At 27.8% G+C, this 20,747-nt stretch carries 20 protein-coding genes and 4 tRNA genes; 19 read left to right on the forward strand and 5 right to left on the reverse strand.

The features are described from left to right. The first annotated feature begins 31 nt into the window (after positions 1-31). The 6 genes from ACYQ1U_RS00005 to ACYQ1U_RS00030 all read left to right on the forward strand — a co-directional run bounded on the left by ACYQ1U_RS00005 (position 32) and on the right by ACYQ1U_RS00030 (position 2,409). On the forward strand, positions 32-1,030 hold the full coding sequence (locus tag ACYQ1U_RS00005; RefSeq protein ID WP_459883075.1) for an IS630 family transposase: 999 nt from the start codon (positions 32-34) through the stop codon (positions 1,028-1,030). A 142-nt stretch (positions 1,031-1,172) separates the two neighbouring features. Continuing rightward, positions 1,173-1,248 (forward strand) — tRNA-Lys (locus ACYQ1U_RS00010). 3 nt (positions 1,249-1,251) lie between these two features. Next, positions 1,252-1,327 (forward strand) — tRNA-Glu (locus ACYQ1U_RS00015). A 41-nt stretch (positions 1,328-1,368) separates the two neighbouring features. Further along, positions 1,369-1,444, forward strand: a tRNA-Val gene (locus ACYQ1U_RS00020). 1 nt (position 1,445) lies between these two features. Then, positions 1,446-1,522 (forward strand) — tRNA-Asp (locus tag ACYQ1U_RS00025). A 455-nt stretch (positions 1,523-1,977) separates the two neighbouring features. Then, positions 1,978-2,409, forward strand: coding sequence for an outer membrane lipoprotein (locus tag ACYQ1U_RS00030; protein WP_459883077.1), 432 nt, complete (start codon positions 1,978-1,980; stop codon positions 2,407-2,409). A gap of 250 nt (positions 2,410-2,659) precedes the next feature. On the opposite strand, the gene ACYQ1U_RS00035 is transcribed toward ACYQ1U_RS00030, so the two are convergent. The 3 genes from ACYQ1U_RS00035 to ACYQ1U_RS00045 are packed head-to-tail and all read right to left on the reverse strand — an operon-like array spanning position 2,660 to position 5,654. Beyond that, the gene (locus ACYQ1U_RS00035; protein ID WP_459883078.1) at positions 2,660-3,841 is read right to left on the reverse strand and encodes a methyl-accepting chemotaxis protein; all 1,182 of its coding nucleotides are present in this window, start codon (positions 3,839-3,841) and stop codon (positions 2,660-2,662) included. Positions 3,842-3,843: 2 nt separating this feature from the next. Further along, positions 3,844-4,128: a hypothetical protein gene (locus tag ACYQ1U_RS00040; protein WP_459883079.1), complete on the reverse strand. Its 285-nt coding sequence runs from the start codon at positions 4,126-4,128 to the stop codon at positions 3,844-3,846. After that, positions 4,125-5,654, reverse strand: a complete 1,530-nt coding sequence (locus tag ACYQ1U_RS00045) for a response regulator (protein WP_459883081.1) — start codon at positions 5,652-5,654, stop codon at positions 4,125-4,127. Before ACYQ1U_RS00045 ends, ACYQ1U_RS00040 begins: the two co-directional genes overlap by 4 nt. Before the next feature lie 97 nt (positions 5,655-5,751). Between ACYQ1U_RS00045 and ACYQ1U_RS00050 the strand changes: the two genes are divergently transcribed. Next, entirely contained in the window at positions 5,752-6,495 is a 744-nt protein-coding gene (locus tag ACYQ1U_RS00050) for a transposase (RefSeq protein WP_459883083.1), read from the forward strand. A 99-nt stretch (positions 6,496-6,594) separates the two neighbouring features. Here ACYQ1U_RS00050 and gap read toward each other — a convergent pair whose 3' ends face one another. Then, the gene (gene gap, locus ACYQ1U_RS00055) at positions 6,595-7,614 is read right to left on the reverse strand and encodes a type I glyceraldehyde-3-phosphate dehydrogenase (RefSeq protein ID WP_459883085.1); all 1,020 of its coding nucleotides are present in this window, start codon (positions 7,612-7,614) and stop codon (positions 6,595-6,597) included. A gap of 167 nt (positions 7,615-7,781) precedes the next feature. Between gap and rpsF the strand changes: the two genes are divergently transcribed. The 9 genes from rpsF (at position 7,782) to ACYQ1U_RS00100 (ending at position 17,542) form a co-directional block, all read left to right on the forward strand. Continuing rightward, on the forward strand, positions 7,782-8,117 hold the full coding sequence (gene rpsF, locus ACYQ1U_RS00060; protein WP_459883087.1) for a 30S ribosomal protein S6: 336 nt from the start codon (positions 7,782-7,784) through the stop codon (positions 8,115-8,117). After that, on the forward strand, positions 8,110-8,571 hold the full coding sequence (gene ssb / locus ACYQ1U_RS00065) for a single-stranded DNA-binding protein (RefSeq protein WP_459883089.1): 462 nt from the start codon (positions 8,110-8,112) through the stop codon (positions 8,569-8,571). The genes rpsF and ssb overlap by 8 nt, the downstream gene beginning before the upstream one ends. 10 nt (positions 8,572-8,581) lie before the next feature. Continuing rightward, a complete protein-coding gene (rpsR, locus tag ACYQ1U_RS00070; protein WP_123351491.1) occupies positions 8,582-8,863 on the forward strand; it encodes a 30S ribosomal protein S18 in 282 nt (93 codons plus the stop codon). A 6-nt stretch (positions 8,864-8,869) separates the two neighbouring features. Then, complete coding sequence (locus tag ACYQ1U_RS00075; RefSeq protein ID WP_459883093.1) at positions 8,870-9,841, forward strand: alanine racemase; 972 nt, start codon at positions 8,870-8,872, stop codon at positions 9,839-9,841. 67 nt (positions 9,842-9,908) lie between these two features. Continuing rightward, positions 9,909-11,267, forward strand: a complete 1,359-nt coding sequence (gene xseA / locus ACYQ1U_RS00080) for an exodeoxyribonuclease VII large subunit (RefSeq protein ID WP_459883095.1) — start codon at positions 9,909-9,911, stop codon at positions 11,265-11,267. 229 nt (positions 11,268-11,496) lie between these two features. Further along, a complete protein-coding gene (locus ACYQ1U_RS00085) occupies positions 11,497-12,039 on the forward strand; it encodes a methyl-accepting chemotaxis protein (protein ID WP_459886325.1) in 543 nt (180 codons plus the stop codon). A gap of 42 nt (positions 12,040-12,081) precedes the next feature. Next, positions 12,082-14,679, forward strand: a complete 2,598-nt coding sequence (gene flgL, locus ACYQ1U_RS00090; protein WP_459883098.1) for a flagellar hook-associated protein FlgL — start codon at positions 12,082-12,084, stop codon at positions 14,677-14,679. A gap of 68 nt (positions 14,680-14,747) precedes the next feature. Then, the gene (locus tag ACYQ1U_RS00095; RefSeq protein ID WP_459883100.1) at positions 14,748-16,913 is read left to right on the forward strand and encodes an FtsK/SpoIIIE family DNA translocase; all 2,166 of its coding nucleotides are present in this window, start codon (positions 14,748-14,750) and stop codon (positions 16,911-16,913) included. An 8-nt stretch (positions 16,914-16,921) separates the two neighbouring features. Beyond that, positions 16,922-17,542 (forward strand): OmpA family protein, encoded by a 621-nt coding sequence (locus tag ACYQ1U_RS00100; protein WP_459883103.1) that lies wholly within the window; start codon positions 16,922-16,924, stop codon positions 17,540-17,542. A gap of 15 nt (positions 17,543-17,557) precedes the next feature. Here the strand turns inward: ACYQ1U_RS00100 and mqnF are convergent, their stop codons facing one another. Further along, positions 17,558-18,769, reverse strand: coding sequence for an aminofutalosine deaminase family hydrolase (gene mqnF / locus ACYQ1U_RS00105; RefSeq protein WP_459883105.1), 1,212 nt, complete (start codon positions 18,767-18,769; stop codon positions 17,558-17,560). A 58-nt stretch (positions 18,770-18,827) separates the two neighbouring features. Between mqnF and aroQ the strand changes: the two genes are divergently transcribed. The 3 genes from aroQ (at position 18,828) to ACYQ1U_RS00120 (ending at position 20,670) form a co-directional block, all read left to right on the forward strand. Then, entirely contained in the window at positions 18,828-19,307 is a 480-nt protein-coding gene (gene aroQ, locus ACYQ1U_RS00110; protein WP_459883108.1) for a type II 3-dehydroquinate dehydratase, read from the forward strand. A gap of 119 nt (positions 19,308-19,426) precedes the next feature. Continuing rightward, a complete protein-coding gene (locus tag ACYQ1U_RS00115; RefSeq protein WP_459883111.1) occupies positions 19,427-20,437 on the forward strand; it encodes a M24 family metallopeptidase in 1,011 nt (336 codons plus the stop codon). A 68-nt stretch (positions 20,438-20,505) separates the two neighbouring features. Continuing rightward, a complete protein-coding gene (locus ACYQ1U_RS00120) occupies positions 20,506-20,670 on the forward strand; it encodes a hypothetical protein (protein WP_459883113.1) in 165 nt (54 codons plus the stop codon). Positions 20,671-20,747: the final 77 nt, after the last annotated feature.

Here is a 20,747-nt window from a genome sequence, read left to right on the forward strand (position 1 = left end):
AAATACCTAAGAACTTATATATAATAACTTTATGAGAGTAGTAAAATATAAAGAATTAATAAAAGAGAGTGTAGAAGAGTTGGAGGAGTTGTTAAGAAAAGAGAAAGATGAGAGAATTTACAAAAGAATAAAAGTTATTTATCTATTAAAGAAAACCCCAAATATTCAATTAAAAGATGTAAGTGAGAAGTTGGATATAAGCATACAATCAGTAAAGAAATATTGGGGATTATACAGAAGAGGAGGAATAGAGAATTTAAAACTTAATTATAAAGGGAGAATACCAAGATTAAATAAAGAAGAGTTTGAGAAATTCAAAGAAAAAGCAAAAGAAGGGTTTGATAGTCTAAAATCAATGCAAGAATGGATAAAGAAGGAATATAACAAAGAATTATCAATAAAAACAATAAGTTATTGGTGCAAGAAATTAGGTATTAAAAAAAAGGGCAGACCTTCAAATATTAATAAAGATGAGAATAAAGTAAAAGAGTTTAAAGAGAGAAGAATTAAAGAAATAGTAGAGAATAATCCAAATGCAAGAATAAAGTTTTATGATGAGAGTAGATTTGGGTTGATAACAGATGTAGGAAGGAAATGGACAGCAAAAGGAATAAAGCCAATAATATCATATCAACAGAAATATGAATATTTTTATTTATATCAAGCAACAGATATAAAAAGTGAAGAAGATTTTTCAATGTATATGTCACATTTAGATAGTATTTGTTTTAATGAATATTTAAAAAACTTAAGTGAAAAATTTAGAAATGATAATATAGTTTTAATAATGGATAATGCGAATTTTCATAAATCTAAAAAACTTGATATTCCAAAAAATATAAAAATTGAATATCTTCCTCCATATTCGCCAGAGTTAAATCCACAAGAGAGAAGATTTGAAGATATAAAGAAATTTTTAAAAAATATAATATTTAAAACAATAGAAGAATTAGAAAAAAAGTTGAAGAAATTTTACTTTCATATACAAGTGAGCAAATCAAATCTTTGGTTTCTTATAAATATATTATAAAGGTTATGAATATATGAGAATTGGTATAATTTAAATAATTTTTTGTTTTTTTGTGAATTTTTATAAAATTGTTTTTAAAGCTCTTGACTTTAAAAAATATTTTTCTTATAATTTCACCCACACAACGAAGAGTTGTGAAGATGACCCGTTAGCTCAGTCGGTAGAGCATCTGCCTTTTAAGCAGAGGGCCGCTGGTTCGAATCCAGCACGGGTCACCATCTGTCCCCATCGTCTAGAGGTCTAGGATACCGCCCTTTCACGGCGGCGACACGGGTTCGAATCCCGTTGGGGACGCCACTACATGTAATTTAAGAAATCCATTGACACTTTTTTGATATGGTCGCTTAGCTCAGCTGGGAGAGCACCAGCCTTACAAGCTGGGGGTCGCAGGTTCGAGCCCTGCAGCGACCACCATGGAGCCGTAGTTCAGCTGGTTAGAATGCCGGCCTGTCACGCCGGAGGTCGCGGGTTCGAGTCCCGTCGGCTCCGCCATTTATTTTGTAAAATAGTGACAGATCTTAATATTTAAATATTGCTCTTTTGTAAATTTTTGCTAAGTAATTATTTATCCTCATTATGAAACTCCTTGATAAAACTATGAATGTTTATTTGAGCTAATAATTAAAGTTATATTTTTTCTAATTTTGTATAAACTTGAACTTTTGTAATAAAACACTAATTTCATATTTATATTATTTATTATTTATTAATTGAGTGAAACAATTTAAAATTCAATATTTTTTTGAAATATTAAAGAATTTGCACTCTTTTCCAGCATATTTAATAAATTGCAATAGTATACATTTAAATTATAATTAGTATAATCTTTAATTTTAAATGTAACTTTGATATTTTAATATTTTTGTGGTATATAATCTTAAATAACAAGAAAAGATGTATAATAATAAAATAATTAGAGTTTTTATAATTTATAAAAGGAATATAAAATGAAAAAAATAATTTTGGCTATTTTTGTTTTATTTATGTTTAGTGGATGCACTCAAATGTATAAGTCAAATGAAGTATCACTTGTTGATGCTGGAGTTGAGCTTTCTTATGAGACAGGTGTAGTGGAGGATGTAAAAAAAGTAGTACTAAAAGATGATGGTAGTGGAGTTATAATAGGAGCATATACAGGGACTGTTTTGGGTAGTATGATGGGAGAGGGGAAAGGCAGTATAATTACTACACTTCTTGGAGGACTTGCAGGGGCTTTTGTAGGATATGAAGCGAATAAAGCAAACGCAGAAGAACTTTTTATAAAGCTTGATAATGGAAAACATATAGTAGTAATTGTGAAAGGTGTAGATATTAAAAAAGGAGATAAGGTAAGACTTATTAAAAGAGGTTATAAAATTATAAGAGTTGAGAGAATATAATAAAATTAGATATTGTTTGTAATATTTTATAATGAAGGTACGTTCAACAAAAAAGCAAATTTTTTAACGCTACATAAAGGCTAAAAAGCATTAACTTGCTATGCTCAAACAGAATGCTTTTTTTAACGCCTTTATTTCGCTAAAATTTGCAATTGTTTCACTTTATTTGGTCAGTGTCATAACGAAAGACTTAAAAAATAGAAATTAAAAAAAATAGAAAGAATTAAAAATTGAATATTAATTTTATTGTTTAAGTTTTGAATCTTAATAAAATATTTTTTAGAATATTTAAGTTTTCTTTAAGAGAATTAGTCACATTTTCTATTGTATTTGCAATACCTAGATTTTTAGATGAAATTTTTGTTAGATTTTTTGAATGGTCTATTAATTGTTTTGAGTTATGAGCCATAACAGTTACATTTTTTGTAGCTGTTTTTGCATAATTTATATTTTCTTTGTTCATTTCTAATATTCCTCTTAAGTCTAATTGGATATTTGATGTGTTTTGAGCTAAATAATTCATTTTTTCAGAGTTTTTATTAATTTCTTTACTAGTAGTAGTAATAGTAAAAGTTATGTTTTTAATTATTTTTTCAATATTTATTAAAGATTCTGCTGACTTTTCAGCAAGTTTTCTAACTTCATCAGCAACAACTGCAAATCCTCTTCCATGTTCTCCTGCTCTTGCTGCTTCAATTGCAGCATTTAAAGCTAAAAGCTCAGTTTGTTCAGTTATATCACTTATGATTTTTAATACATTTTTTATTTCTTCCGTTTGATTATTTAATTGATTTAATAGATTGTTTAGTTCTTGTTCTTTTGAGTTAATTTGGTTAATGTCATTAATTGCTTTTTCTAGTTCATTTGCGAATTTTTCTAAAAAGTTTGAAGTTTCTATTAATGTTTTTGTAGTTGATGCTACAGATTCTTCTGTTTTGTCAAGATGGTTTGAAAGTGTATTTGAAATATTTGAAATAGCATTAGCTTCTTTATCTGTTTGATTGATTGTTTCTTTTAAGTCTCTTGTAATTTCTTCTAGTTTAATATAATTACTTGTTATAGTATGTGAAAGGCCTTGAATTTGAGTTACTATATTTTTTACATTGCTAATAAATTTATTGATATAGTTTGCAGCTACTTTAATTTCGTTGTTTTGTTTTATATGAATTTGTTTTGTTAAATCACCTTCACCTTCACTAATTTCTTTAGAGATAAAAATAAATTCTTCTATAGGTTTGATTACATAAATTTTTAATAAATAATATGCAACTGTTTGTATAACTATTGCTACTATTAAATGTTCAATAATTGTTTCTAAAAATACTGATGGATGATAAAAATATGTAAAGGCTAGTAAAATTAATGAAGTTACTAAATTTACTAAAAGTAGTTTTAAATTAAAATCTTTTACAATTGAATGTATTTTTTCCATTTTTATTCCTTTGCTATATTAAACATTTTATCTAAGTTCAAATCTTTAAAAAGCTCGTAAATTATATCGTCTTTTATGATAATTTTTATATCTTTTCCTTCATCTTTTAATTTTTCAAGAGTAGCTATGATACTTGAAGGGAAAGAAAAAGAGTTTTTTATATGAATTATAATAGAATTATATTCATTTGCAATTTTTTCAATATTTGAGATAATTTCTTCACTATCTTTTATAGTAATAATTGGTTCTACTATTTCAATTGAATTTGCTTTAATCTTACTTTTCATTTTATCTCCTTTAAAAAAATTTTTATTTTATTTCCTTTATGATTAAAAAATAAGCCTTCGCTTAAAGATTTTATTATTTTTATACCTCTTCCATGATATTTACATATATTTATATCATTTAAAATGTTAATATCAAATCCTTTACTATCTTCTTCAAATAAAAGTTTAATTAAATCATCTTTTTTATATATTGAAATTTTTACTTTTATATGATCATTAATAGGTTTTGAGTTATTTATAGACACTTTTTCTTTTTTAACTTGTAAACCATAAATACCATGTTCAAGAGTATTCATAAGTAGTTCTTGTAAAATAAAGATTATTTTTTGATATAATATTAAATTTATCGGAATTTTGAGTAAAAGTTTGTCAATGCTGTCTTTATCTTTTATTATTTCTTCTATTTCATAAATTTTATTATTAATATTATCTTGAAAATAGTGAACTATTGATACATCGTCTTCTTGAAAAGCGTTTTCTTTAAAATCTGTAATAATTTTTTTTAAAAAGTCAGCATTTATATTTTTTATAAAGTGTCCATAATAAAGAGAATTTATATTTTTTAGTCTAGATTCTAATATTCCATCACTGAGTATAAAAAACTTTTCTGGTAGGGGAATGGAGCTTATATTTATATTTTTTAGATGTTTACTTATAGGAGGGTTATTGGATTTATATTTTTTATTTGGAGTATAAATAGGAGGCATACCAAAATTTGCAAAAAAAAGTTCTTCATTTTTTATGTAAATTATATTTGCACATAATATTTCTTTATCAAGTAAGATAGATTTTGAGTAATTTATAAAATCTTGTATAGTTCTTTGAAAATTAAAATCATTTAATTTTATTGATCTGTCGATGGAATGTTCTAAGAAAGTAGTTACGTTTATAGAAGTAAGAGAAGCACTAAGTCCTTTTCCCATTGCATCAATAATACTTATAACAAATTCGTTCTCATTTAATTTTTTTGAAAATACTGTATCTCCATTTAAAATATCTTTAGGTTTATAGTAACTTTCTATAAGATGTTTTGTTTCAAAAAACATTGAGAGTTCATTTTTTATTATCTTTTTATGTTTAATTATTGCTAATTTTTCTTGAGAAGATTTATATTCTATTTCTTTTTTTAAAATTTCATTTAATTGTTTTTCTTTTTGTGAAAGAGATATTAACTTTTTAATCATATTCATTTTTGCTTGAAATTCAGAAAAAGTAATATCTTTATTTAGGAAATCGTCTACACCAGATTTTAAAGCTTTTGATTTTATTTTTTCATCTTTTGAAGCAGTAATCATTATGAAAATTGTTTCTGGAGTTAATTTTTTTAAGATTTTTAATAAGTCTATACCATTTGTTTTTGGAAGGAAATAATCAATCATTATAACCTCAGGTGAATTGTTTTTAACATATTGGATTATTTCGATTGGAGTGTAGAATAACTTAATTTTATGAAATCCTATCTTTTTTAAGCGATTTTCAATATGTTTTAAAAAAGTTTTGTTATCGTCAATTATACAAACTTCCATTTTTTTTCCTTTTTCTTATATAAAAATTTTAGCGAATTTTTATAAAATTGTGTATAATTTTTGTAAAATTTTTTTATAAAGTGTCAAAGGAGATAAAATGGCAAGAAAACCAAGAGTAAATGATCCAGGATTTTACCATATTGTGAATCGTGGAGTAAATGAAAGTGTAGTTTTTAGTGAAAAAGAAGATTATTTTAAATTTATGGAATTAATGTTAAAAACGAAATATGATTATAAAATAACATTTCATGCATTTGCTATTTTACCAACTCATTATCATATTTTAATTGAAACTCATCTTCCAAATATATCGGAAGCTATGAGGTTTTTAAATAGTGCATATGCTGCTTGGTACAATTACAAGACTGGAAGAATTGGTCATTTATGGAAAGGTAGATTTGAGAGTTATATGCTTTTTGATGAGGACCATTTCTATAAAGTAGTAAAATACATCGAAAGAAATCCTTTAGCTTTAGGGTTAGTAAAAGATATAACAGAATATGAGTATCAATCATTGGCACTCAGACTAAAGAAAACAAAGTTTTTTGAAATAATTGAGGATAGTAAAATTTTATCAAAACCACTAAATGAATATGTTGAGTGGTTAAGAAAACCGCTTGAAAAATTTGAAATTGATGAGGTTTACAAAGAACCAAAAATTATAAAAGATGAAGATGGAAACATTAGAGTTGTTAGAAAAAAATTAAGCGATTTTTTTGCTGAGTATAAAGATAAAAAAGAAGCTATCAAAGCTGCAAAAGCAAATGGTTATAAATATAGTGAGATTGCAAGATATTTAGGAGTTTCTAACGCATATGTAAGTAAGCTTGCTAAGAGTTAATAAAAGATAGTAGAAGTTATAAAGGTTAGTAGAGGTTATAAGGGTTATAGAGGTTAGTAATGTTAATACCTCTAATACCTTTACTACCTCTAAAACCTCTTACATTTTTGAAGCTATTAGAGTAGATAATTCTAAAACTCTTTTTGAATATCCAAATTCATTATCATACCATGCAAGAATTTTTGCTTTATTCCCATCAATAACACTTGTGCTTAGCCCATCAATAGTACTTGAATTTGTATTTCCGATCATATCTGTTGATACTACTTCATCATATGTGATTCCTAAAATTCCATTCATTGGACCATTTGCATATTTTTCAAATGTTTTATTAAGTTCATTCGCGCTCACTTCTTTTTTTAGAGTTACTGAAATATCTGTTACTGCTACATCAGGTACTGGTACTCTTAGAGCCATTGCATGCATTTTACCTTTAAGAGATGGAATAACTTCAACTGTAGCTTTTGCAGCACCAGTAGTAGTTGGGATAATATTAACTGCTGCAGAACGTCCACGTCTATGTTTTCCAGGTTTTTTCTTATCAATAGTAACTTGAGATGAAGTGTAAGCATGAACAGTTGTTACAAGAGCACTTTCAACACCAAATTCATCTTCTAAAACTTTCATAACAGGAGCTAGCGAATTTGTAGTACAGCTTGCATTTGAAACTATATTGTGATTTTCTGGGTCATATTCATTATCATTAACTCCAAGGACAAATGTTTTATCTACATTTTTACCAGGTGCAGTTATTATTACTTTTTTTGCTCCAGCTTCAATATGTTTTGCTGCATCTTCTTTTTTTGTAAATTTTCCAGTTGCTTCAATTACAATATCGATTTCAAATTTTTTCCAAGGAAGTTTTGCAGGGTCTCTTTCGCTTACAATTTCTATTTCTTTTCCATCAATTATTAAAGAGTTATCTGTATATTCAATATTTGCTGGGAATCTACCATGTACTGAATCAAATTTTAACATATAAGCTAAATCTTCAGGTGTTCCACTTCCTCCATTTGCAACAACTATTTCAATATTTTCGGGTTTAGTTGTTACATAATGCCATAGAACCATTTTCCCGATTCTTCCAAGACCATTTATTGCTACTTTAATTTTTGACATTATTTCTCCTTTTTTTAAAGAATTATACTACTTTTTAATATGTTTACACAAATTAGTGCTTTTGGGTAAGTTTGAAAAATTAATATTTTTTTTGTATAATATTGCCTCAAATTTTAAAAACGCCTCCTTGCTCCGGCATAGGGGCTAAAAAGCCAAAAGGAGATTTAATGAGTCTTAGACATTATGAAACGATGATTATCGTTAAACCAACTTTAGCTGACGAAGAGAAAGCAGCAGTTATTGAAAACGTGAAGAAAGTTATTGAACAGTTCAATGGGGAAGTAGTTGCAGTAGATAATATTGGTGTAAGAGAACTTGCATATCCTATTGCTAAATTTGAAAGAGGACATTATTATATAATTTATTATAAAGCACCAGCAAATGCTGTTATAGAGCTTGAAAGACAACTTAGATATAATGAAGATATATTAAGATTTATGACAGTAAAATATGAAACTAAAAAAGATATTAAGCGCTGGGAAGAAATGACAAAAAATGTTTAATAAAGTTATTCTCATCGGTAACCTTACAAGAGATGTAGAGCTTAGATATACACCTAATGGTACTGCTATAGCTAAGTTTGGCCTTGCAACAAATAGGACATATAAAGATACAATGACCGGTGAGAATAAACAAGAAGTAATGTTTATTGACATTACAGTATTTGGTAGAAGTGCAGAGATTGCAAACCAATATTTAAGTAAAGGCAGAAGAGTACTTATTGAAGGTAGGCTAGTTCTTGATCAATGGGTAGATCAAAGCGGACAGAAAAGAAGTAAACATTCAATTGTTGCTGAAAGAGTTCAATTTATGGACTCGAAATCAAGTGTAGAAGAGAGTGGATATAATGCTGGAAACCTATCACAACAACCAGCATCGCAGCCTCAGATGCAACAACCAAAACAAAACAATGAAATACCTTCAATCGATATCGATGAAGATGAAATACCATTTTAAAGGATAGATAATGGCAGCAGATCCAAAGAAAAAATATGGAAAAAAAAGATGTAAATATTGTGAAATGAAAGTAGATTATATTGGATATAAAGATCTTGATTTAATTAAATATTCACTATCTGAGAGATATAAAATTATGCCAAGAAGATTAACTGGTACTTGTAAAAAACACCAAGATATGGTTCAAAAAGCTATAAAAAGAGCAAGACAAGTTGCACTTATCCCATATGTAGTAGATAGAAAAAGAGTTATTGAAAATCCATTTGATTTAATTAAGCCACTAAAAGGGTAAGCCCTTGTGGCTACAATTTATCTAAATAAACAAAATCTCTTCAAAAATCTTGATAAAATTTCTAAAATCAATCCAAACATTTTAGCAGTAGTTAAAGATAATGCATATGGACATGGTATATTTTCTATTTCAAAACTTCTTAAAAGTTATGGAATAAAAAAAGTATGCGTTAGGAATCTTCAAGAGGCAGAACTTGTAAGAGAGTTTTTTGAAGAGATTTTGATATTTAATCCTACTACTGCTAGAAGTGCTATTAATTTTTCTTTTACTATCAACTCTATCTTTCAACTTAAAAAAAATAGACACCCCTATATCCATTTGAAAATAGATACTGGATTTAGAAGAAATGGGATTTTGGAAGAAGAAGTAGATCTAGCGTTAAAGATAATAAAAGAAAAAGACTTTACTCTTAGAGGGGTTTTTTCTCACTTTTGTTGTGCTGATGAAGATGGCCCTGATACTTTTATTCAATATGATAAATTTTTGAAAGTAAAAGAAAAAATAGTTGAATTTTGTAAAAAAAACTCTCTTAACTTTCCATATTTTCATATAGCAAATTCAGCAGCCCTACATAAACTTCCAAATACTCTTGATTTTGTAAGACCAGGTATTGCAATGTATGGGGGAATTGAAGGATTTGAGCCTGTTATGAAACTTGTAGCAGATAGGGTTAGCACAAGAACTTTAAGAGAAAAAGAAGGATGTGGGTATAATAAATTTTTTATGAGTGAGAAAGATATAGAAATTACTACTATAGATGTAGGATATGCAGATGGTATACCTTATTTTAAAAATGGATGTAAACTAAAAGATACTGTTGCTCTTGGAAAAATTTCAATGGATTATATGATTGTAAAAGGTGTACATAAAAAAGTAGTAGTGTTTGATGATATTAAAGAGTTTGTAAAAAATTTTGATACTATAACTTATGATATTTTAGTAAAAATGTCTCCAAGAATTAAGCGCATAATTGAATGAAAATTGTAAGATTTAAAATTTGTTTCAATTTAAATACAAAATTTCAAATATCTAAACAGGGTATGGAATGAAACCAATTAGTGTATCTCAGCTTAATAATCAAATAAAATCAATTCTTGATTCACATTTTGAGATAGTATATGTAGAAGGTGAAGTTAGTAAAGTAGTTTATCATTCATCAGGACATTTGTACTTTACTTTAAAAGATGAAAATAGCGCTATAAATTGTGCAATGTGGAGAGGAAATTTATCTAAATTAAAGTTTAGATTAAAAGAGGGAGATAAAGTTTTAGTATATGGGGCAATAAATTTATATATTCCAAGAGGTGAGTATAAGCTTATTGCACAGAGTATTACTCCTAGTGGAATAGGTGCACTTCAACTTGCATTTGAGAGGTTAAAAGAAGAATTGAGTGCTCTTGGATATTTTGATGAAAAGTATAAAAAAACTCTTCCTAAATTTCCAAAGCGCATTGCAATTGTCACTTCCTCAACAGCAGCAGCTCTGCATGATATGCTAAGAATCGCAAAAAAAAGATGGTTACTGAGTAGATTTTATCTTTTTAATACTTCAGTACAAGGAGAAGGGGCTGCTGAAGATATAGCAAGGAATATAAGAAGGGCTAATGAGTATATTTTTGAAGATGGAAGTCGGTTTGACTTAATAATCGTAGGAAGAGGAGGAGGTAGTAAGGAAGATTTATGGGCTTTTAACGAAAGAGTTGTGGCTGATGCAATTTTTGAAGCAGAAATTCCTATTATTTCAGCAGTAGGGCATGAAATAGATTATTTAATAAGCGATTTTGTAGCAGACAGGCGAGCTGCAACTCCATCAAATGCTATAGAGATTGCTCTTCCTGATAAAAATGAGATACTTTTGATGATAGATGAAATGATAAATTCCTTTGAATATAAAATGAATAGCATTATTTTAAAGAAAGAAAAAATAGTTTCTCATTTAAAAGAACTTTTTCAAGCAAATTCAATTGATAAAAAAATAGAAAATATTGAAAGAGAGATTAGTTTTATAAAAGAAAAATTTAAAAATTCTTTAGAAGTAATTATTCAAGATAAAGTTTTTGCGATTAATCATTTAAGAAGTAGTTTTGAAACTTTTTCACCTAGGAGTCGTATAAAAAAGCAAGAAGAAGATATTAAGTTACTTAAAAAAAGTTTAAAATCTTCAACAAATGAAGTATTATATGCAAAATTAAACGCTCTGAAATCTTTAAAAAATGTATATGAATCATTGAATCCTCAAAAAAGAGAAAAAGAAGGATTTGGAGAAATTGTAAAAAATGGTAAAAGAGTTTCTTTAAATAAAATAGAAATTGACGATATATTTTTTATACAAAATACTACAACAAGTGTAAAAGTAAAAGCACTTGAAAAAAGGAAAAGTGATGTTTTGCAAAAAATACATTGAGCAAATTGAAGAATTGAAATCAAAAAATGCTGCTTTAGAAGATGAAAATCTTGAATTAAAAAGACAAAATGATTCAATAAAAGAGATAAATCAAAATTTACAAAAAGAGATAGAAAAATTAAAAAAAGAAATTAAACAAATACTTAAGCAGCGTGAAGATGAAAATAAATTTGAAGATATAGCAAAAGAGAGTGAAGAGAGAGTATATGAATTAAAAAAACTTGAAGAGATGAAAAAAGTAGTACGAGATCTTATAAAAGATTTAAAAGATACTTTTTCATTATTAAATGATGAAATAGATAAGATTGTAAGCTTTACAGATAATACTAATGCAAGTTTTATACAATTAGAAGGTTCGATTGAGCAAATTAATAATGTTATTCAATTAATTAAAGACATTTCAGAACAAACAAATCTATTAGCATTAAATGCTGCAATTGAAGCAGCTAGAGCTGGTGAACATGGTAGAGGGTTTGCAGTAGTTGCTGATGAGGTTAGAAACTTAGCTGAAAGAACGCAAGAGGCTACTAAAGAAGTTGAAATTACTATTAATTCTTTAAAACAAAGTAGTAGTACTATCACTAATGAAAGTAAAACATTAGTAAATATTACTAATACTATGTATGAGCTTATGAGGCAGTTTAAAGAGGTATTTGATAGTTTATATAAAGCTGATATTGAATCAATTGAAGAGTTTGAAGAAATACTTAAAAAAATAGAAAGTTTGAATGAAAAACTTCAAAAGGCAGTTAAGGAGCTAAAATTTAAATAGGAACACTTTTTGCTTCTTTTTTTAAATCCTTAAAGGATAATAATGAGAGTTACTCAATTTACTTTATATAATAATTTTCTTATAAATCATCAAAAAGAACTTCGTGATTTGACAGATACTCAAACTCAAATTGCTACTGGTAAAAAAATTCAAAATATGTATGATGATCCTGTAATATATTCTAAATATTTAAAGCTAAACAAAGAAATAAACTCATTTACTCAGATAAAAGACTCAGCTAATTTTGCTTTAACCTTTGCGAGAGAAACTGATACCACAATAAATGATATTGTATCAACTCTTACGAGTTTTAAAACGAAACTATTAACAGCAGCAAATGATACAAATGATGAAACTAGCCGTGAAGCAATTGTAAGTGATTTAAAAGGAATGCTTGATCATTTAAAAGATTTGGCTAATACTTCAATTGATGGGAAATATATTTTTAGTGGAAGTGCTTTTGATAAAAAGCCAATAGGTGATGATTTTTCATATCAAGGAAATGACAAGTATGTTAAAGCATTTCTTGGTGCTGGAGTTGAGAGAGAATACAATATTCCTGGAAGTGAAATATTTTTAGGAAGAGATAATGATTATAAAAAGCATATGACTTTAAATATTCCTCAATTTGACAAAATGAAAGCAAATCCTCAGTTTGTAGTAAGAGGAGCTGATGGTAAACTTTATATAGATAAAACAAACCCAAATCCTGATGCACCAGGAGCAGTGCCTGTAAATGAACCAATAACAATAGATAGTGAAATAAGAATGTTAACTGGTGTTGAGGATATAGATAATGGAAATGGAACTTATAGTGATGGAACTAGTTATTTTTATATTAAAGGTAGAAAACCAAATGGAGAAAGTATTAATACAAAATTCTCTTTATCAAATTCTGCTAAAGTAAATGACTTATTAGAAAAGATTGGAGAAGAATTTGGAAATACTGCTTCGAGTAAAGTTGTAGATGTTAGTTTAAATGATATGGGAGAAATTCAAATAAAAGATTTAAATTCAGGAAAACTAATTACTGATTTTTTCTTAGTTGCAAGTGATGCTGATAGGGCAAGTGTAGAAGATCTTGTAAAAAATGGAGATTATATAGTTGAATTTCAAAAAAGCGAGTTTAACTCAATAAGAAATATTGATACAATAAAAACAAGTAATAAATATTTTAATGATAATATTTTTAAGTTTGGAGCTGAGTTTAAGCTTCTTGATGGCAGTAGAGATGCTTTACCTCAAGATAAAGTAGTTAATGTTTTAGGAAGTGAAGGTATTAGAACAAGTGATGGTTCTATTCAAACGTTATCAAATCTTCATTTTGAAGCAACTGATAGAAATGGAAATGCTTTACCTCCTGTAGATTTAACTATAACTAATAATACTACAATGCAAGATATTCTAAATGCTATTAGTAGTTTTGGAGTTAAAGCAGAATTAAGAGATGGTGAAATAATTATTACTGATGACCCAGATAATCCAAAACTTGGTAGTTTAACTATAACAGGAGAAGATTCAGGGGGAAATAATCTAGAAGTTTTTGCTGCAAAAGATAGTGTAAGTTTTAATAAGCTTTATATGCAAAATTCAGAGAATTTAGTTTTATCAAATGTTTCTCAAGTAACTAAAGATACTATTGTCTATTATAAAGATGGACAAAAGATTGTGACACAAAATCCTCTTCAAGAGTATGCTACAAATAATACAGTGGTTTTAGATACTTTAGGAGTAGATATTCCTCAGGATGGTGTTCAAGTTATAAAAGTTAATTTTTATGATAAAAATAATACATTATATACTGCTGAGATAACTTTAAGGGACTCTCCAGATGCTAATGGACATTTAAGTAATTTTTGGATAGATAAAAACAGAGATGGGACTAAGGACCCTAATGAAGTTTTTGATATTTATAATAATTTTGGAGAAAAAACACCAGCTCATACTACTATTACAATAAAAAGTGAACTTGATCCAGTTACTTGTGAGTTATGCACTACTGAGAAAAAATCATTAGGAGTTACTTTTTCTCAGCTTGGAGATGTAATATCAATGCTGGTAACAGGGAATATTCCTAATTCTAATACGCCTGAGGATTATCAAACAGCATTGGCTTCAGCAAAAAAAGAAGTGGAAACAGGAATGGATAGTAAAGGAAGATTTTATATAAAAGATTTGACAACAACTTCCACTAATATAAAAGTTAGTATGTATACTGATAATAATTCTATTTCGTTTATGGAAAATAATGCTATTACTATAGATTCTCCTCAAACTAACTTTTTTGATACTTTACAAAAAGCAATTGAGGCTGTAGAAAATGGTAAAAACTTTGCTGATGCTAGTTCAAATAATCCAAGAAACTATGGAATTCAAGGAGCACTTGAAGCAATTGAGCATGTAATGGATAGAGTAAGGCGATCTCACGCTAAAATAGGTGCTGTTAGTAATGAATTTGATATGACTATTGAGAGGGTTGATATGCTTAAAATTAATGTACAAACTCTCCAATCAGAAAATATTGATACAGACCTTGGAGAAGCTTCTATGAGATTGAATACGCTAAATGTTTCATATCAAGCACTTCTTGCATCAATTGCTAAAGTTAATAATTTGACGCTACTTAACTATTTAAGATAAAATTTCATAAAAAAAAAGGATATGGGATTTTAAGAAAATCTTTTTTTGTCTTTTTACTTGGAGCTATAGTGTATATTTTTGTATCAAATGTAATTCCAAATGCAAGTTATGTGGGAGTTTTTGGAAAGTTTTTGGGAGAGCTGAATTTAAAGCTTTTTGGGTATTTGTCTTTTATATTTGATTTATTTTTATTTTATATTTTGTATATGTTTTATTTTAATAAATTTAACTCACAAAACTCCATAAAAATTTTGGGAAGTATTATTCTCTTTTTTGATGTGCTTTTTTTACAATCACTTCTTTTTGAAAAAGGAGTAATAGGTAATCTTTTTGTTAATACTTTAAAACAGTACATAGGTATTTTTGGAGTTTCTATTTTAATAATAATTCTTGGGTTTTGGGGTGTTTTTTTGATTTTTGAAGATAAAATTTTTGAGTTTATAAAATTAAAAAAAGTAAGTTTGTCTAAAGAAAAGGAATCTAAAAATGAAAATATTATTGAAAATAGTTATTCTAAAGAAAGTAAAAGAACTTATATAGAAGAAGAAAAAAAAGAAAAAAATAATGAAAACAAAACTCTTGAGAGTAGTTTTGAAACGCAAGATTTTCCATTACTTGATGAGAGTGAGAAAGAACTTGAAATAAATATTCAAGAAACTAAAATAGATACTTCAGAAGAGATAGAAGCTCAAAAAGAAATAGAAAAAAAAGAAAATGAACTAAACAGTGACACTCAAGAAAAATTAGAGGTTAAAGAGGATGTAAAAAAAGTCACTCATGTTGAAGAGCTTGAAGATACAAAAAAATTACTTTCTCAAATTGAAGTAGGGGAGAGAGAAAAACCGAAAGATTGGAAGTTCCCTGCACTTGATATACTCCAAAAACCTCCTAAGAAAAAAAGAGAAGTGAATGAAGCTGAAATTGATAAAAAAATAAAAATTTTGCTTGAAAAGTTAAAGCAATTTAAAATAGAAGGTGATGTAGTAAGATATTATATAGGTCCAGTTGTAACTACTTTTGAATTTAAGCCACTTCCTAATATTAAAGTGAGTAAAATATTATCTTTACAAGATGACTTAGCAATGGCTCTAAAAGCCAAGTCTATTCGTGTTCAGGCTCCAATTCCTGGAAAAGATGTAGTTGGTATTGAAATACCAAATGATGAAATGGAGACAATTTATCTTAGAGAAATTCTAGAGAGTGAAATTTTTCAAAAATCAAAATCTCCTTTAACTTTAGCTCTTGGAAAAGATATAGTAGGACATCCTTTTGTAACTGATTTGGCTAAACTTCCTCATCTTTTAATTGCAGGGACTACTGGTAGTGGTAAAAGTGTAGGTATTAATGCTATGATACTTTCGCTTCTTTATAGAAATTCTCCAGATGAATTAAAGTTTGTAATGATAGATCCAAAAATGCTAGAATTTTCTATTTATAATGATATTCCACATCTGTTAACTCCGGTTATTACCGAGTCAAAAAAAGCAATAACTGCTCTTAATGCAATGGTAAAAGAGATGGAGAGACGCTATAAACTTATGGCAAAAATGAGAGTTAAAAATATTGAGAGTTTTAATAAAAAAGTTTCTAAAGAAGAGAGACTGCCATATATTGTAATTATAATTGATGAGTTAGCTGATTTAATGATGACAAGTGGAAAAGATGTAGAATATGCAATTGCAAGACTTGCTCAAATGGCCAGAGCTAGTGGAATACATCTGATAGTAGCTACTCAAAGACCAAGTGTTGATGTAGTGACTGGACTTATTAAAGCAAATCTTCCAAGTAGAATTTCATTTAAAGTAGGTCAAAAAGTTGATAGTAAGGTGATTTTAGACCAGTTTGGTGCAGAGAGTTTGCTAGGACGTGGAGATATGCTTTTTACTCCTCCAGGTATTACAGGTCTTCTTAGACTTCATGCTCCTTTTACTAGTGAAGAAGAAATTGAAAAAGTGGTTGAATTTTTAAAATCTCAAAGAGAACCTGAATATGATAACACTATAATTTCTACAATTGAAAATGAAAGTGATGCCCCTACTGATATTGATGATGTAGATGAATTATTTGAAGAAGCAAAAGAAATTATTCTTAAAGAGAGAAGAACAAGTATTAGTTATCTTCAAAGAAGACTTCAGATAGGATATAATAGAGCAGCAAATATAATAGAACAAATGGAGAGAGTAGGAATACTATCTCCTCCTAATGCAAAAGGCCAAAGAGAAATCTTAATATAGGAGAAATTATGAAAAAGTATATTTGTTTAGGGATGATGGTTTTTTTTATAGCAGGATGTGCTGATAAACCTATGGCTACAAGTGTAGTAGATTTAGCAGGTAATATTAAAGTTGCAGGATGGAAAAGTGAAAAAGAAGATAAGCCTAAAGTAGTGGTAAAAGAAATAGTTAAATATAAACTTCCTAAAGATAGTGATGGAGACGGTGTTTCTGATTTGCAAGATAAGTGTAAAAATACTCCTAAAAATTTAACAGTTGATCATAATGGTTGTCCAGTAATTACTACTCTTAGGATAAATTTTGATTTTAATAGTTGGAAGATAAAAAAGATATACTATGATGAGATAAAAAAAGTAGCTAAAATTTTAAAAGCAAATCCTAAGCTTAAAATTGAAGTAGCAGGTCATACTGATAATATAGGAAGTAAAAGACATAACTTAATGCTATCTCAAAAAAGAGCAGAAGCTGTTAAAAATATTTTGGTAAAAGTTTATAAAATTGATCCTAATAGAATAATAGTAAAAGGGTATGGTGAAATATATCCTTTAGTTCCTAATACAACATCAACAAATAGGGCGTTAAATAGGAGAGTAGAGATTATAGATATAACAAATAAACAAACTAATTAGAATAAGAATAAGAGGTTAAACCTCTTTTCCATTTATGTATAATTTATCTACTTCATTTGTATGAAGAATTATTTGAAGAGGTAAGTTAGATATATCTTTCACAATATTAGGTAATTTAAAAGTAATAATATCTGCATCTTTTCCAGTTTCAAGCGAACCATTATTAAGTCCTAAAGATTTTGCTGCATTAATTGTAACTGCTTTTAATAAATCTTTTGCAAGATATTTTGGATGGAGACCTATATGCATAAGTAAGCTTGTACGTATTTCTTTGAATAGATTTAAAGAATAATTTGAACTTAGTCCATCAGTCGCTACTGAATAATCTATTGATTTGTTTTTTACTTTTTCTAAATCAAGCAGACCTACATTAAGTAGTCTATTTGATATAGGACAATGAGCGATAGAAGCTTTTATTTCTTTTATTTTTTCAAATTCTTCATCTTTTGCATATACACAATGTATAAAAGTTGTTTTTGTGTTTTTAAATTTTTCTATAAATTCAAGAGGTTTTATTAAAGGTTTTGCGTTTTTAAAGTGTTTTTCGAAGAATAATTTAAACTCTCCCTCTCCTTCATCTAGCCAACGTCTCTCAGCCTTACTTTCCATAAAGTGGGTTTGAATTGGTAAGTTTTTTGTTTTTGCAATTTCAATTATTTTATCTATCAAAATTGGATGCACAGAATATGGAGAGTGAATAGAAATACCAACCTTAAATTTTTCATTTTGAATTGATAAAGATTCATCGAGTCTTGCGAGAAAATCTTGATAAAGTATATCCAAAGCTGCTGGGTTTGTACCAATTATTTCATTAAAATAAACAATTTTTAAAGGAGAATGTTTAATATATTTTAAATCATCACCAGTTGAACTTATTTCTCCAAAAGCGCAAACTCCACTTTTTTTCATTTCATCAATTGCTTTTTTAAAACAATCTCCTTTACAGTTTACAAAAAGTGATTCACGATGTTTAAGTACTGAGTTTAACCATATAATAAAATCACCATATTCAAGATGTGTTTTATTATGACTAAATTCAAGATGAGTATGAGAGTTTATTAATGCTGGCATAATTACAGAATTAGTCCCTAAGTCAATTTCTTTTTCACATTTTGGTAAATTATGACCAACTTCAATAATCTTTTTATCAAATAAAATTTCAGCATCTTTTAGTATTGTATACTTTTCATCCATAAGCAAAATATATGAGGCTTTTAGTTTGATCAACTTTTCTCCTTTAATCTTTTTTAAATTATAGTAAAATTACATAAAAAAAGGAGAATTAATGAAAATAAAAGTAATACATGGGCCAAATCTTAATATGTTAGGGATTAGGGAAGTAAATATTTATGGACCAATGAAACTTAAAGATATTAATAAAAATATGGAAGCTTTTGCAAAACAAAATGGGTTTGATATTGAATTTTATCAATCAAATCATGAAGGTGATATTGTAGATACTATTCAAGAGTGTTTAAATGAGGGAGTTGATGGGATTATTATAAATCCAGCAGCCCTAACTCATACATCAATTTCTATAAGAGATGCATTAAAAGCTGTAAATCTTCCTGCAATTGAAGTGCATTTAAGCAATATCGCAGCAAGAGAAGAATTTAGACACAAATCTATGATATCTGATGTAGTGGCTGGGACAATTACAGGATTTGGGCCATATAGCTATCATTTAGCACTTATTGCTATGATTCAGATTTTAAATGAAATAAAAATGGCAAAAGAAGCTCAAGCAAAGGCAAAAAATAGTTAGAGGTAGTTAGAAGTTATAGAGGTTGTAGGAGTATTATAAGTATTATAGGTTTTATAGGTATTAAAAGTTTTATTATAAATATACCTTAACCTCTATTAACAAAAAAACAAAGGGATTTAATGAATTACATATTAAATAAAGAAAATGAAATATATTATGAATGTGAGTGGAGTAGTGATAATGCTATTTTTTTAAGTGTAAATGATAATCGCTATATTATTACTGATGGTAGATACACTCTTGATGCGAAAGAAAATGCAAAAAATGTTGAGGTTATAGAATCAAGAGACTTGATAAAAAAAGCAAAAGAACTTATTTTAAAACATAGACCTAAAAAATTAATAATTGACCCGACTAATTGGAATAAAAAGGACTTTACAACTCTATCAAGAGTTGTTACTTTGCAAGAAGAGCCTTTTTATTCTCATAAAAAAAGAATGATAAAAAATGAAAATGAACTTAATATAATAAAAACAGCAGTAAAGCTTGGAGCTGAAGCTTTTGAAGAATTTAAAAAAGAAATAGAGGTTGGTATTAATGAGTATGAGTTATCTTATAGATTTAAAGAAAAATTAACTAATAGAGGTACAAGAGCGCTTAGTTTTGAACCTATTGTAGCTATTAATGAAAATGCTGCAAAACCTCACGCTGAAGTTAGTGAAAAAAGATTAAAAAGAGGTGATTTATTACTTCTAGATGCTGGAATTAAGTATAAAAGATACTGTTCTGATAGAACTAGAACAATTTATGTAGGTGAAGAAATTTTTATGGATAAAAGACAAAATTTTCCAAAAGAGATTCAGAAAATTTATGATGTAGTATTAAAAGCTCAAGAAGCAGCAATTAAAGCTATTAAGCCTGGACTTCCAATAAATGAGCTTGATAAAATAGCAAGAAATATTATAGAAGAAGCAGGATATGGAAAATATTTTGTTCATTCTCTAGGACATGGGGTTGGGCTTGATATTCACGAGTGGCCATATGTTAACTCTAAAAACACAACCCCTATTCAAAATGGTATGGTATTTACAGTTGAACCTGGTATATATATTCCAGGAAAATTTGGAATAAGAATTGAAGATATGGTAATGATAAAAGAGGATAAATGCGTTATATTAAGTGAAAAGTGAAACTAAGTTGCCAAGTTCCAGGTGAGAAATAACAAATAACCAATCAACTAATATACAAGGAGGGGATTATGAATATTAGTAAAATAAGAAGTGTTTTATATAAAACTGCCAAATATCTTGGAGATTTTAATGCTATAAGAAGAGCTTTGGAGAAAAAAGACACTACTCCTATTATAAAAAGAATTATTAGAAGAATTTATGGGTATATTGCTAGTAGAGGTATGCCTAAGTAATGGAAAACTTAAGAAGTTGCCAAGTTCCGTGTTCCAAGTTCCAGGTAGAAAAAATAGTAAAGTTATGAATACGAAAT

The sequence above is a fragment of the Caminibacter profundus genome (assembly GCF_054657155.1).

Excerpts from the sequence above, each read along its gene's own strand:
- ACYQ1U_RS00005 (WP_459883075.1), top strand. The coding sequence starts at position 32 with ATGAGAGTAGTAAAATATAAAGAATTAATAAAAGAGAGTGTAGAAGAG.
- ACYQ1U_RS00030 (WP_459883077.1), top strand. The coding sequence starts at position 1,978 with ATGAAAAAAATAATTTTGGCTATTTTTGTTTTATTTATGTTTAGTGGA.
- ACYQ1U_RS00035 (WP_459883078.1), bottom strand. The coding sequence starts at position 3,841 with ATGGAAAAAATACATTCAATTGTAAAAGATTTTAATTTAAAACTACTT.
- ACYQ1U_RS00040 (WP_459883079.1), bottom strand. The coding sequence starts at position 4,128 with ATGAAAAGTAAGATTAAAGCAAATTCAATTGAAATAGTAGAACCAATT.
- ACYQ1U_RS00045 (WP_459883081.1), bottom strand. The coding sequence starts at position 5,654 with ATGGAAGTTTGTATAATTGACGATAACAAAACTTTTTTAAAACATATT.
- ACYQ1U_RS00050 (WP_459883083.1), top strand. The coding sequence starts at position 5,752 with ATGGCAAGAAAACCAAGAGTAAATGATCCAGGATTTTACCATATTGTG.
- gap (WP_459883085.1), bottom strand. The coding sequence starts at position 7,614 with ATGTCAAAAATTAAAGTAGCAATAAATGGTCTTGGAAGAATCGGGAAA.
- rpsF (WP_459883087.1), top strand. The coding sequence starts at position 7,782 with ATGAGTCTTAGACATTATGAAACGATGATTATCGTTAAACCAACTTTA.
- ssb (WP_459883089.1), top strand. The coding sequence starts at position 8,110 with ATGTTTAATAAAGTTATTCTCATCGGTAACCTTACAAGAGATGTAGAG.
- rpsR (WP_123351491.1), top strand. The coding sequence starts at position 8,582 with ATGGCAGCAGATCCAAAGAAAAAATATGGAAAAAAAAGATGTAAATAT.
- xseA (WP_459883095.1), top strand. The coding sequence starts at position 9,909 with ATGAAACCAATTAGTGTATCTCAGCTTAATAATCAAATAAAATCAATT.
- ACYQ1U_RS00085 (WP_459886325.1), top strand. The coding sequence starts at position 11,497 with ATGAAAAAAGTAGTACGAGATCTTATAAAAGATTTAAAAGATACTTTT.
- flgL (WP_459883098.1), top strand. The coding sequence starts at position 12,082 with ATGAGAGTTACTCAATTTACTTTATATAATAATTTTCTTATAAATCAT.
- ACYQ1U_RS00100 (WP_459883103.1), top strand. The coding sequence starts at position 16,922 with ATGAAAAAGTATATTTGTTTAGGGATGATGGTTTTTTTTATAGCAGGA.
- aroQ (WP_459883108.1), top strand. The coding sequence starts at position 18,828 with ATGAAAATAAAAGTAATACATGGGCCAAATCTTAATATGTTAGGGATT.
- ACYQ1U_RS00115 (WP_459883111.1), top strand. The coding sequence starts at position 19,427 with ATGAATTACATATTAAATAAAGAAAATGAAATATATTATGAATGTGAG.
- ACYQ1U_RS00120 (WP_459883113.1), top strand. The coding sequence starts at position 20,506 with ATGAATATTAGTAAAATAAGAAGTGTTTTATATAAAACTGCCAAATAT.